The sequence below is a fragment of the Pseudomonas jessenii genome (genome assembly GCF_002236115.1).
In the GTDB taxonomy this organism is placed as follows: Bacteria; Pseudomonadota; Gammaproteobacteria; order Pseudomonadales; family Pseudomonadaceae; genus Aquipseudomonas; species Aquipseudomonas jessenii.
The window spans coordinates 436,416-448,904 of record NZ_NIWT01000001.1; the positions used below are offsets into that span (position 1 = coordinate 436,416).

At 58.7% G+C, this 12,489-nt stretch carries 10 protein-coding genes and 1 pseudogene; 5 read left to right on the forward strand and 6 right to left on the reverse strand.

Annotated elements, in window-relative coordinates; all coding sequences use genetic code 11:
- Positions 1-135: 135 nt before the first annotated feature.
- The 5 genes and pseudogenes from PSJE_RS02045 to PSJE_RS31495 all read left to right on the forward strand — a co-directional run.
- Positions 136-1,140 (forward strand): hypothetical protein, encoded by a 1,005-nt coding sequence (locus PSJE_RS02045; RefSeq protein ID WP_090455438.1) that lies wholly within the window; start codon positions 136-138, stop codon positions 1,138-1,140.
- A gap of 74 nt (positions 1,141-1,214) precedes the next feature.
- Complete coding sequence (locus tag PSJE_RS02050; protein ID WP_141201483.1) at positions 1,215-2,126, forward strand: hypothetical protein; 912 nt, start codon at positions 1,215-1,217, stop codon at positions 2,124-2,126.
- A gap of 181 nt (positions 2,127-2,307) precedes the next feature.
- The gene (locus PSJE_RS02055) at positions 2,308-4,518 is read left to right on the forward strand and encodes an autotransporter outer membrane beta-barrel domain-containing protein (RefSeq protein ID WP_090455436.1); all 2,211 of its coding nucleotides are present in this window, start codon (positions 2,308-2,310) and stop codon (positions 4,516-4,518) included.
- Positions 4,519-4,867: 349 nt separating this feature from the next.
- Complete coding sequence (locus PSJE_RS02060; protein WP_090455434.1) at positions 4,868-5,083, forward strand: hypothetical protein; 216 nt, start codon at positions 4,868-4,870, stop codon at positions 5,081-5,083.
- A gap of 181 nt (positions 5,084-5,264) precedes the next feature.
- A pseudogene (locus PSJE_RS31495) lies at positions 5,265-6,033 on the forward strand (pyridoxal phosphate-dependent aminotransferase); the annotation flags it as partial.
- Positions 6,034-6,212: 179 nt separating this feature from the next.
- Here PSJE_RS31495 and PSJE_RS02070 read toward each other — a convergent pair.
- The 6 genes from PSJE_RS02070 to PSJE_RS02095 form a co-directional block, all read right to left on the reverse strand.
- Positions 6,213-7,190, reverse strand: a complete 978-nt coding sequence (locus PSJE_RS02070; RefSeq protein WP_090455432.1) for a 2-hydroxyacid dehydrogenase — start codon at positions 7,188-7,190, stop codon at positions 6,213-6,215.
- A gap of 21 nt (positions 7,191-7,211) precedes the next feature.
- Positions 7,212-8,504 (reverse strand): MFS transporter, encoded by a 1,293-nt coding sequence (locus PSJE_RS02075; protein WP_090455430.1) that lies wholly within the window; start codon positions 8,502-8,504, stop codon positions 7,212-7,214.
- Positions 8,505-8,607: 103 nt separating this feature from the next.
- On the reverse strand, positions 8,608-9,594 hold the full coding sequence (locus PSJE_RS02080; protein ID WP_090455428.1) for a sugar kinase: 987 nt from the start codon (positions 9,592-9,594) through the stop codon (positions 8,608-8,610).
- Positions 9,587-10,369 carry a sugar phosphate isomerase/epimerase family protein gene (locus PSJE_RS02085; protein ID WP_090455426.1) on the reverse strand — a complete coding sequence of 261 codons (783 nt, stop codon included), beginning with the start codon at positions 10,367-10,369 and terminating at the stop codon, positions 9,587-9,589. Before PSJE_RS02085 ends, PSJE_RS02080 begins: the two co-directional genes overlap by 8 nt.
- A 172-nt stretch (positions 10,370-10,541) precedes the next feature.
- The gene (locus tag PSJE_RS02090; RefSeq protein WP_090455425.1) at positions 10,542-11,567 is read right to left on the reverse strand and encodes a LacI family DNA-binding transcriptional regulator; all 1,026 of its coding nucleotides are present in this window, start codon (positions 11,565-11,567) and stop codon (positions 10,542-10,544) included.
- Between the two features lie 243 nt (positions 11,568-11,810).
- Positions 11,811-12,452, reverse strand: coding sequence for a DUF1345 domain-containing protein (locus PSJE_RS02095; RefSeq protein WP_090455423.1), 642 nt, complete (start codon positions 12,450-12,452; stop codon positions 11,811-11,813).
- Positions 12,453-12,489 lie beyond the last annotated feature (37 nt).

Below are 12,489 nucleotides of genomic sequence, written 5' to 3' on the forward strand. Positions count from 1 at the left end.
TTCGTCCAGGTCTTGCGACCGGGCAGAACGACAGGGTGCTTGGTAGTGGTTGAGCCGTGCGTTGGACTGCCAGAGCAGTTTTGCCGGCCATGAACCTGTTCATGGCTGAACTGAAACGGATTTGGAGAGGCAAGCATGGCAAGTTCATTTGAAAGACTGACGGCTGAGCAGGTGCGGGACAATTATCGTGAGCAATTCTTTGTCGCTGAGTTAGTGGCCCCTACGATCGTGGACGCCATGGCCGGGGATCCTGACGGTTTGATTCACAAGGACAAGCTTGGCGCAGGGTTGAACCTCACCATTCCGTTGTGGAGTGAGCGGCCTCCTGTTCCGCGACAGTTCAACGTGTTGACGCTGGAGTGCCAGCTTTCAAGTTCACCCGAATGGGTGCGTATTGGCGCTCCAGAAGATATTCCCGGGCCTGACCTTCTGCCTGATGACCGCTTTCCTCTGGAAAGGACGATCCCTTTAGACATTTTCAAAGACTATGAGGGCAAGTTTCAATTTCGTTATCGTGTAAAAAACTGGAATGACAACTCTGAAAGGGAATCGCCAGAGGTCCCGGTGACCATCGACAGGACCGGGCCGCTGCGGGTGGACCCCGAGCATGCGGTGATCGATATCGTCGAGAAGCCCGTGATCACCGATGCCGTTTTAGATCGCGATAACGGGGTTTCTTGCGTGATTCCCGATTTTATCGAGGCCAAAAGGGATGCTGTCTGGGTGCTTGTCGCCTGGCTGGATAGAGTGCCTTTGCCCACTGAAGACATTACCCAGTTTGTCGTGCATAACGGTCTTCTGGCTACAGACCGCAAAGTGTTGGTGTCGCCTGATGTTGTTCGAAGATATGGCTCGAAAACCCAATACGCCGTGGCCTTCTTGGTGGACAAGGCTGGTAACCGTGGCGAAATGTCGTTGCCGGCGACGGTGCAGGTTGCCCTGGGTACGCTGCCCAGTGCCTTGCAGCGCTGCACAGTTCCTCTGGCCGCTGACGGCGTGATCGATCGGGCCGATGCGGCTTTTCCAACCAAGGTTCATATCCCGTCGTATGCAGGGTTTACCAACGAGGATGGCATCGTGGTGAGATGGGGGGCGAAGGATCTGGCGCGGACTTCTGTTGGCGCTCATCTGCCCCACTAACGATCACCGTGCCCTGGCCTCATATGGCTGGCGAGTACGACTTCACTTCGACCACCCATGTGCAAACAGTCCAAGTGGACTACAAGGTACAGAGGGGCGACTACCCCTTTGATTCGCCTGGCGCCATTGACGTCGATACGGACTTCGCTCGCCCCGAGCCGGGTGGCCCGGGCGTGGACCCTGGTCCGATTAATCCGGATCTTAATCTGATCGAGTTCGAGAGCTCTCTGGGCAGCGGCACCGAATTGGTTGAGGGCGATATAGGCGAGGATGCCAAGGCGTCAATCGAATTGTTCGATAACCCTGAAGTCGGTGACACCCTGACGCTTTATTACAATGGCGCTGCCGTCTTGCCCGCTTACGTTGTAAAGGGAACCGAGGCGCCAAACGAGGTCATCCCATTTGTCATACCGTGGGACGTCATCAAAGCCACCCCAGTGATGCAAGACTTGCCGCTGCATTACACCCTGACGCATGCCGACTTCGCCAATCCACATAAGTCGCTTCCAACCACCATCGATGTGATGGTCGAGATCGTCGATCTGCCTGAGCCGGAGTTCCCGGCGTCCGACTTTCCGGGTGGTATAGCCAACTGCAACAGCTTGAGGCTCAAGGCTGCGGGAAGTACGGAATATGGGATTTTCGTACATATCCCCCAATCAACCTATCTGACAGCAGGCGTAGACGTCGCACTGGAATGGCAGTCCTACGAATACGACGGCACTACGCCCATTGCCGGTACCGACCACAAGGAAACGGTGACCGTGACTGTCGATCAGCAAGCGAACGGTCTGGACTGGTTTGTTCCCTATGAGAAATGTTTGAAGCCTACCTATAGACCCACCATCAGTGGTGGGAGGGGCATTGTGAAGTACACCATCGAGGTTCGCGGCACGCCCGTGTCGTCGGATCCGGCCGGCATTCTCGTTGCCGTATTCGAAGCCAGCGGCACGGATAACGACCACTGCAAGATCCCTAGACCTTGAAGTCATTCAACGGCAGGTAGCAGGAGGAGGGCTTCTTCTCGCTGCCTGTCGTTGAATTTGTTGAAGCGCAGGATAAATCCTACAGACGCATCCGGTTGGGTTGAGTAATTTTGCCGCCCCATACGTAGGGCAAAACCTTCAGCCCTGACGAACTCCAGTTCAACGACTTCTGCGGTGCTAAATGAACGATCAACGAATTTTTACCTTACATCCTCTTTCGGCCTCGCTGAAGTGGATGACAATTCTGCCCTTGTTGCTTGTCAGCACGCACTCGTTGGCAAGAACCATTATTGATGGGCAACCGCGGGATATAGACGGCAGCGTTGCCACCGATCAATACCTGTTGCGCAATCAGGCGAGCCTGACCGCCAACGGTGCGACGACCAACGATATCCGGGCTGAATCAAATTCCTCCTTGACCCTCAACGGTTCGGCGGTGACCTCAGCCGTCAGCACCATCGGCGTCGAGTTGGTCGATAGCCGCGCAACGATCAACGGCAGTACCGTTACCGGAAGCAGGGCCGGCCTGTCATTGGGTTCGCGGGCCTCCGCGCCTGTGGGTTCCAGGGCCTCGGTGACGGACAGCGTCATCACGGGGGGCATGACCGGCGTGGAGGTGGGCAGTCTCGGTGATTTGACCCTGACACGCGCCGTGGTCACGGGCAGCAATGCCGTGGGAACGGGGCTTCAGCTGTCCACTGGCACCGCCTCGGCAACGGCCAGCACGATCCGCGGCGGTGCTGAGGGGGTACTATTCTTGCCCGGTAGCACTGCCGGAATGCCCAGCCGCCTGGTACTGGACAGCACCCTGGTGCAGGGGCAAACCGGCTCGGCGATTGTCATCGACGACTTCGGCCTGGCGCCCATCCTGGCCACGATCGAAGTGAACAACGGCTCCACCCTGGTGGGTGGCAACGGCACAATCCTGGAGATCAATGGCACATCGACGGCGAACATGACGGTCGATAACAGCCACCTGGTGGGTGACGTCGTGGCGAGCTCTGGCGCGACGGCCAATATCACTTTGCAAAATCAATCGACCCTGACCGGCCGCCTCGACAATGTCAGCCAACTGACCGTCAACAGCGACGCCCGGTGGGTGATGGTCGGTGACGGCAACGTCGCCAACCTGGCCCTCAATGGCGGTGGCGTCCAGTTCGGCAACCCGGGGCAGTATTTCAATCTCTCCGTGGAAACCCTGTCGGGTACGGGGGGAACGTTCTATATGCACAACGATTTCACCACCGGGCAGGTGGATACCCTGATCGTGTCTGGCAATGCCAGTGGCAACCATCTTGTCGCCCTCGACAGCCAGGGCACTGAACCGGTAGGGGCAGGTTCCAAGGCCGTGGTGAGTATCGGCTCGGGTGACGCCACCTTCGCCTTGGCCGGTGGTGCCGTGGACCTCGGGGCGTTTTCCTACGACCTGATCAAGCAAGGCGACAACGACTGGGTCCTGGACACGGCCACACGGGCTATCAGCCCTGGTACACAGTCGGTCATGGCGTTGTTCAACGCGGCCCCGACGGTCTGGTACGGTGAACTCAGCACGTTGCGCACCCGCATGGGCGAGGTGCGCATGGATCAGGGCAAGGCCGGTGGCTGGATCCGTGCCTACGGCAATAAATATAACGTGAGTGACAGCGCCGGCGTGGCCTACAAGCAAACCCAGCAAGGTATTTCGATCGGTGCCGATGCGCCGCTGCCTATGGGCGACGGGCAATGGCTGGTCGGTGTGCTGGGCGGTTACAGCCAGTCCAGCCTGGACATGAGCCGTGGCACGAGCGGTGAAGTCGACAGCTACTACCTGGGCGCCTATACCACCTGGCTGGACACGCAGAGCGGCTATTACTTCGACGGTGTCGTCAAATACAACCGGTTCCAGAACGAATCCGACGTTCGACTCAGCGACGGCAAGAAAACCAAGGGCAATTACGACACTGACGGCATCGGTGCGTCGCTGGAGTTTGGGCGAAACATCAAGCTAGCGGATGACTACTTTGTCGAGCCCTACGCTCAACTGTCCGGTGTGATGATCGATGGCGCCGATTACGACCTGGACAACGGCCTGGCCGCCAAAGGTGATCGTGTTCATTCCTTGCTGGGTAAAGTCGGTACCACGGTGGGTCGCAATTTTACCTGGGCGCAAGGTAAAACGGTCCAGCCGTACCTGCGTGCCGCGTACGTACACGAGTTTGCCAAGAACAGCGATGTCGAGGTCAATGACAACCGTTTCAGTACCGACCTGTCGGGCTCTCGTGGCGAGTTGGGCGCGGGCGTGGCCATGGAGGTGACTGACAAGGTTTCCATGCATTTGGACCTTGATTACAGCAATAGCGACAAGATCGAACAATCGTGGGGAGCCAATATGGGAGCGCGCTATAAATGGTGACCATGCGCCGGTAGTGTGGCGTGCCAAGAACTAATCCACTGGCTGGCTAATGTCTGAGTGACAGTAACCAGCCTGCGATGCGAGGTTGAGTTTTCATTGAACGGTCGGACCTCGGCGGCTAGTTTTTTCCTGTGTCTGGTACTTGGCGAAACACAACACCAGCGAGCTATGGAGGCCTATACCTCCTGAAAGGATCAGACCGTGCGGTTTACTAGCAAACCACGCGCAATGAAAAGAAAGGTACTGAATAGGCGCTCTTGTAAAACACGGCCGCTGGGGCGTCCCCATTCTGTTGACTACTCAAGCAAGCGCTGCTGCTATGTTTGAATTTTTCGAAGGAGTCGAAATTATGGCGAAAGACTATTCATTATTGGAAGTTCTTGAAAGGATTTACCACAACCAGTTGGCCTTAGAGGCGGCTTTGATGGAGCTGACCGTCTGGGTAGAGCAGCGGGGCTCAGCTGAGATCGGAGGGAATGTTCGAGGAGCATTGGAGGCGATTGGTGATAACGCGGGCCATATAAAACAGGGATTGGTTCGACTGAAGAATCTCAACATCGACTGAAAAAAACGCCCATTGAACGATCCTACCTTCCTTAGGCAAATGGCCTCAGGTTGATTGCCGCAGCGTAGATACCAGGGTGTATTTGCACTTTGAGAGTCTGCCTGGTCGATGCAAGAGGTGGGTAAATCATTCAGTGGGCGTTTCGTAGTTTGGTGTTTTCCGTGGACGACAATCGGGTTGCCTTGCCTTCCCGAGGGTGCAGTGCGCGCTGTAAATGCTGGTGCAAGCCCTGCTCGATCTGGGTGATGAAGTGATCGGCACTTGCGGAGCGAAAGTGGTGCCGGTGGCGGAACGTCTGGAGAACAGCTTTCAGGTTGCCTCGGTGGACGTGGTGGCACTGGTTACCCCCCAGATCAGTGCCATTTTGCTCAAAAGTCCGAACAATGCTTTCGGCGCCAATTTTCCGCTGAAGGTCTGGCTGGGACTGGCGTCGCTGTGAATTCGTCATGACCTGTGGCTAATCAGCGACGACGTCTACAGCGACTTGCTATATGAGGTCCAGCAGCCCGGCGAGTTTGCCGGGAATGGCCGAGCGTATGGCGACGATCAATAACCTTTCGAAATCCCACACCATGAGCGGTTGGCGAGTGGGATGGGTGATTGGACCGAAACTTTTATCCGAGCATCTGGTGAATGTCGTTTTCATGCTGTTCGGTATTCCGGATTTCACTCAGAACGATGCATAGATGGACCTGGATGAAAATCTGCCGGAAGTGGCGTTGATGCGCGAAGAGTATCGCCAGCGCCGTGATCTGGCGTGTGCGAGCTTGAACCATTATCCGGGTATCCGGGCGATTCAGCCAGTTGGTGGTATGTTCGTGATGGCCGATGTGCTTCAGATCGGGTTGTCTGCCCAGCACTTCGCGGAGCATTTGCTAGTAGGTTATTGCTTGTCGGTACTGGTCGGTGAAGCGTTTGGGGCGAGCGCGATGGCGCATATTCGTTCGGGTTGGTGGTGGATTAGCGGGAACTCGAGGAATAGCTGATGGCGCGGTGGGCCTGACGGATTTGCATTGCCTTTTCTGGCCTCATCGCGAGCAGTCTCGTTCCCACATTTGATCTGCGGCGCTCACAGATCTCCTGTGGGAGCGAACCTGCTCGCGAGGGTTACTTACAGGCAACAAATCTCTCAGGCTTTCCACACCTGTATGTTCACCAGATTCTCCGGCCGCTTACCCGCCAGCGCCGCCAACAGGTTGTCCACGGCACAGCGGGCCATGGCCTCCCGTGTTTCATGAGTCGCCGAGCCCATGTGCGGCGTCGCCACCACGTTGTTCAATTGCAATAACGGCGAATCAAGGTTTAACGGTTCGCGCTCAAACACATCCAGCCCCGCCGCGCGAATCTGTCCACTGCGCAACGCCTGGACCAACGCCGCTTCATGCACGACTTTTCCTCGGGAAATGTTGATGAAGATGCTTTCCGGGCGCATCAGTGCAAATTCCTCGGCACCGATTAACCCTTCGGTTTCGGCCGTCAGTGGCAAGGTCAGGCAAATGAAATCCGCTTGTTGCAGCAAGTCGTTGAGGCTGCGGTACTGGGCATTGAAGCGTTTTTCGACCGCCGGTTTCGGCGAGTTACTGTGATAGATCACCGGCATGCCGAAGCCGAAATGCCCGCGCTGGGCCAGGGCCTCGCCGATGCGGCCCATGCCGATGATGCCCAGGGTCTTGCCGTGTACGTCACTGCCGAAATGTGCGGGGCCGATGTTGCGGGTCCACTGGCCGTCGCGAACCATGTTCGCCAATTCCACCACGCGCCGCGCAGTGGCCAGGATCAGTGCGAAACCGGTGTCGGCGGTGGTTTCGGTGAGCACGTCCGGCGTGTTGCTGAGCAGGATGCGCCGCTCGGTAAGGTAATCGATGTCGTAGTTGTCGACGCCCACCGAAACGCTGGCGATGGCTTCAAGGTTGGGCGCCAGGTCCAGCAGTTCGGCATCGAGTTTCAGGCTGGCACCGAGTAGACCGTGGGCACGGGGCAGGGCGTCGCGCAGTTTGCCGAGACCTTCGGCATCGAGGCTGTCGATCAGCGTCACATCGGTGTGCTCATGCAGGCGAGCCATGAGCAGCGGCGAGAGTTTCTTGTACAGGACGACCTGCTTTTTCATCTTCGTGATCTCAACTTCAATTCAGGAATGAGCCGTGAGGGGGCGCGCTACCGTGGGCCGCTCCCGATCGCTGGCGCCGGGCTTGAGGAACACCGTGAGCACCACCGAAAGCATCAGCGCACCGCTCATCAACAGATAGGATGCGCCGGGCGAACCGGTGGAGCTGTTCAGGTAACCGACCAGATAAGAGCCGCCAAACGAACCGAGCGCGCCCATGCTGTTGATCAGCGCCATGGCACCGCCCGCGACGTTGGCCGGTAGGATTTCCGGGATGATCGCGAAGAACGGACCGTACGGCGCATACATGCACGCACCGGCAATCACCAGCAGGGTGTACGACCACCAGAAGTGTTCGGCGCCCAGCGCATAGGAACCGTAGAAAGCAATCGAGGCAATCAACAGCGGTGGCCAGACGAAGCGTTTGCGCTTTTGCAGTTTGTCCGAACCCCAGGACACCAGCAGCATGCCGATCACCGCCGCCAGATAAGGCAGCGCCGACAGCCAGCCGGCCTCGACCATGTCCATCTGCGCACCCGCCTTGAGGATCGACGGCAGCCACAACACGAAACCGTAGACACCAATGCTCCAGCAGAAAAACTGCAGCGCGAGGATGATCACTTTGGGTGAGCGAAACGCTTCGGCGTAGTTTTTCACCGCCTTGATGCCGACCTGTTCGGCCGCCAGTGCGCTTTCCAGATCCTGTTTTTCTTCATCGTTGAGCCACTTGGCCTGGGACGGACGATCATCGGCCAGACGCCACCAGATGAAGGCCCAGAGCACTGCCGGCAAACCTTCGACAATGAACATCCAGCGCCAGCTGTAATGCTGCACCAGATACCCCGAGACCACCGACATCCACAGCATGGTCACCGGGTTGCCGAGGATCAGGAAGGTGTTGGCCCGCGAGCGTTCGGCACGGGTGAACCAGTGGCACAGGTAGATCAGCATCGCCGGCATCACCGCGGCTTCGACCACGCCGAGCATGAAGCGGATGACGATCAGCCAGTAGGCGTTGGAGACGATCCCGGTCAACGTCGCCAGACTGCCCCAGAGGATCAGGCTGACGAAAATCAGTTTCTTCACGCTGTGTTTCTGCGCGTAGATCGCCCCCGGCACCTGGAAGAAAAAGTAACCGAGGAAGAACAGTGCGCCGAGCATCGACGACAGGCCCGGCGTGATCATCAGGTCGGCGGCCATCCCGGAGGCGGCGGCAAAACCGTAGTTGGCGCGATCGAGGTACGCCAGGCTGTAGGTGATGAACACGATGGGCATGATGTACCACCAGCGGCGGGTGGCGAGCGTTGCGGTTTTCATGGGTGATGCTCCTGAGCTTGTTGTTTTTGTCGCAGCAGGTAACGGTTTGTTCTTCAGTGCCTGTACTGGCCTCATCGCGAGCAAGCTCGCTCCTACAGGGGAATTACATTGGAATACGATCCAGTGTGGGAGCGAGCTTGCTCGCGATGGCGGCCTCAAATTCGCTGACCATTTCGGATCGGGTCGGCAACCCCTCCATATCCCCCCGACTCTGCACCGCACGGCTGCCAATCCAGTTGGCCCGCCGCACGGCGTCGGCAAAGCTGTGGTTTTCCAGGAGTGCACTGATCATGCCGACGGCAAACCCGTCGCCGGCGCCGACCGTGTCGACCACCGTTTCCACCGGCACGCCGGCGACGAAACCTTGATCAAGATGAGTACTGTAGTAAGCACCGTGCGGCCCCAGCTTGATCGCCACGGCTTCGGCGCCCTGGTCGAGGTAGAACGCGGCGATATCGGCAGGGTCTTCGAAGCCGGTGAGCAGGCGACCTTCGCTCAGCCCTGGCAACACCCAATGAGCGAGGGCGGCGAGGCGGTTGATTTCCGTGATCATCAGTCGCTCGCTGGCCCACAGGCTCGGGCGCAGGTTGGGGTCGAACGACACGCTGCGCCCGGCATCGCGCATGCGGGTCATCAATTCGAAGGACATCTGCCGTGCCGTTTCCGACAACGCCGCAGGAATGCCGGTGGCGTGCAGATGCCGGGCCTTGAGCAAGTCGGGCACGATCGAATGCGACGACAAGTGACTGGCCGCCGAGCCACGGCGAAAGTACTCGACGGCGGGATCGCTGCCATCGTCGGTGCGCGACTTGAGTTGGAAACCGGTGGGGTGGGCGGGGTCGATGTCAACGTGGCGGCAATCCAGGCCTTCCTTTTCCAGCGTGTCGATCACGAATCGGCCCAGGGAATCGGCGCCGACGCGGCTCAGCCATGCCACGTTGAAACCCAGGCGCGATAGGCCGATGGCGACGTTGCTGTCGGCCCCGGCAATGCGTTTGTGGAACGCGTTGACGCTGGCCAGGTCGCCGGTCTGCTCGGCAACGAACATCGCCATGGTTTCGCCGAACGAGAGGATATCGATCTCAGACATGAGCGTTCTCCAGCGACGATTGGCCGAGGTGGGCGAGGGCGGCGACATGCTCGGTTGTCAGCTGCACCAGGTCTTCGCCCTGCAGCGGGTATTCCGCGGCTCGCATAACGCCTTGGTCCATGTGCCGCAGCAGGTGTTCCCACTGTTGCAAGTCGCTGGCGGCGGGTGGGATGGCAACCAGTTTGCCGTCGGCACGGCGCGTCACCGCTTTACAGTGCACATAACCGACGTGCCGACCGAGCAACCGCGCGGCGCTGGCGGCGGACTGATCCTGCCACTGCCAGTTGCCGATATCGAAGGTCATTTTGATCGGCAGGTTGTGTTGCTCGACTTCATTGAAGAAACGCTGGAACGGTTCGATGCGGCCACCGTGCAGGGTCTGGTCGTTCTCCACCAGCAATTGCACCGTACTTTCGCCGAGCATTCGGGCGAGGCGTTGCAGGTCGCTGTTGTCGGTGAAGTAACCCAGCGATACTTTCAGCCATTTGGCGCCGAACATTTGGGCGCGTTGCAGTGCTGTCAGCAATTCGGGATTGGGTCTGGATTGACCAGCCAGCCACAGTTCCATCGGTGATGAGTAGACGCTTTCCAGGCCCTCGGCCTGAGTCGCATCGGCCAGGTGCTCGGGGTTCTCAAAGGTCAGCAGCTCTTCGCGCCATTCGATGCGCGTGGCCCCGGCGGCGGCCAGTACTGCGATGAAACTGCCCTGGCCGCGCTGGCGCACCAGGTCGGCGCCGTAGCTGGACAGGCTGATGGAAACGGCTGGTTTATTCATTGTTTTTCTACCTCTGAAACCGGTTTCATTTTTGTTCAAAAAAATATCAGTGAGTGATGTGTTGTTCTTTCGGGCCTCATCGCGGGCAAGCCCGCTCCCACAGTGTTTTGTGTCGTACATCAATGTTGTGATTCCTGTGGGAGCGAGCTTGCTCGCGATGGGGCCAGTCCAGTCATCTGAAAACGCCAAGGGTCGACCCCCGCATAACCAGCTGCGGCGAAAAATCCAGCGTCCGCAACGCCCCGTCATCCCCCCGCAACCGCTTGAGCAAACACTCGAACGCACTCGCGCCAATCTCGGTGGTCGGCTGGGCCAAAGCGGTGATGCCACTGCCCACCAACGGGTACCAATCCAGATCGTCGAGGGCTATCAGCCCCACGTCTTCAAACAGATTGCACTTGAGCTCACGCAAGGCATGGGTGCTGGACAGCGCCGCAATCCCGTTCGCACAAAACAGCGCTTTCGGGCCGGGGCCTGGCGTGTCGAGGAAGGATTTCAGGTGCGCGGCCAGTTCGCTGCCGGTCTCAATCATCGTGCCGCGCAGGGCCGGGCGTTGGGCGATCTTTGTCTTGAAACTGCTGACCCGCTCGATCCGTGAACTGGTGCCGTCAAACGGCTCTGTCACCAACAGCACGTCGCGATAGCCGCGTTCTTCAAGGTGGGCGAGGGCCATCTCGACAGCCGCCGGGTTATCCAGGCCGACCATGTCACTCTCAAGATGCTCGACTTTGCGGTCCACCAACACCAGAGGCATTTCCCGGTGCAGTTCATGCAACTCGTCGCGGTGATGGCCGAGGGTGTTCACGATCAGGCCTTCGATGTTGTACGAGCGCAGCAGGGCCAGGTGCTGGCGTTCCTGCTCGTCGTCGCGATCGGTGTTGCACACCACCAGGCTGTAGCCGTGTTGACGGCAGGCGGTTTCCACCCCGTGCATCACGGCAATCGAATATGGGTTACGGATATCGGCCACCAGCATGCCGATCAGGCGGGTGCGCCCGCGTTTCAGGCCACGGGCCATCTGGTTCGGGCGATAACCCAGTTCGGCAATGGACTGTTCGATGCGCTGGGCAATGGCATCGGAGAGCAGGGCGCGGTCTTCGCCGATGAACCGCGAAACGCTGGCCTTGGAGACCTTGGCGTGTTCGGCCACGTCGAGCATGGTCACGCGGCTGCGCTGGGCGGCGGAGAAATCGTTCACGATCTGAAACCTTCTTATTGGATTTATAGGGTCGAGTGGTTCGTGAGATCCACCTGAAACCGGTTTCAGAAGACACCAAAAGCCAATTCGCCGTCAAGCCCCGAATGATGGATTGTCGAACAACGACCGAGAAGTGGCCGTCAGGCCAGCACGCTCAACCATGCCGAACCCAGCAGTAACAGCGCCACACCGCCCCATTTAACGTCCGCTCCGAGGGCGATGACTAGAACGTTTGTGCAGCGTTCAGTTGAACAGCCCGGCGGCAATATTAATCGAAAAACCGAGAATGGCCGTGTTGAACAGAAAACCGATCAACGACTGCGCCAGCACGATCTTGCGCAATTCCCGTGTCGCCACGCCGACATCCGAGGTCTGCACCGCCACGCCGACGGTGAACGAGAAGTACAGGAAGTCCCAATAATTGGGCGTTGTCAGGCCTTCAGCAAAACGCAACGCCGGCTCCTTGCCTTCCCAGGTGTAAAACAGGCGCGCGTAGTGCACGCTGAAAATCACCCCGATCAGCAACCAGGAGCCGATCACCGTCAAAGCGGTGAAGCCGTAGTGCAGCAGTTTGCGGGTGGTTTCCAGGTCTTTGCCGCCGGCCAGTTCGAGGGTGATGGCTGCCAGGCTGGCAATTGCCGCAATGCACACCACGAACAGCACCAGCCCGGCGTTCTCGTCCTCGATTTCGGCAATGCGTTTCACATCAGTCGCTTTCGAACGCACGACGAGCCAGGACATCAGGATCAGGTAAGTCCAGACCCCGGCATTCCAGCCGATGAGGATTTTGCCGATGACCGAATCGGCCGGAACCAGGATACCCGCCGCGATACCGAGCGTCGTGGCGGCGGACAGGCGAGGGTGGGTGTGGCTGAGGTAGGGCATGAGCGCTCGATGGGTCGGAGTATTGCAAACACCTTAG

What these genes read in the sequence shown, in the direction of transcription:
- PSJE_RS02075 (WP_090455430.1), bottom strand. Translation starts at nt 8,504, where the DNA reads ATGAAAACCGCAACGCTCGCCACCCGCCGCTGGTGGTACATCATGCCC.
- PSJE_RS02080 (WP_090455428.1), bottom strand. Translation starts at nt 9,594, where the DNA reads ATGTCTGAGATCGATATCCTCTCGTTCGGCGAAACCATGGCGATGTTC.
- PSJE_RS02055 (WP_090455436.1), top strand. Translation starts at nt 2,308, where the DNA reads ATGAACGATCAACGAATTTTTACCTTACATCCTCTTTCGGCCTCGCTG.
- PSJE_RS02060 (WP_090455434.1), top strand. Translation starts at nt 4,868, where the DNA reads ATGGCGAAAGACTATTCATTATTGGAAGTTCTTGAAAGGATTTACCAC.
- PSJE_RS02095 (WP_090455423.1), bottom strand. Translation starts at nt 12,452, where the DNA reads ATGCCCTACCTCAGCCACACCCACCCTCGCCTGTCCGCCGCCACGACG.
- PSJE_RS02085 (WP_090455426.1), bottom strand. Translation starts at nt 10,369, where the DNA reads ATGAATAAACCAGCCGTTTCCATCAGCCTGTCCAGCTACGGCGCCGAC.
- PSJE_RS02045 (WP_090455438.1), top strand. Translation starts at nt 136, where the DNA reads ATGGCAAGTTCATTTGAAAGACTGACGGCTGAGCAGGTGCGGGACAAT.
- PSJE_RS02070 (WP_090455432.1), bottom strand. Translation starts at nt 7,190, where the DNA reads ATGAAAAAGCAGGTCGTCCTGTACAAGAAACTCTCGCCGCTGCTCATG.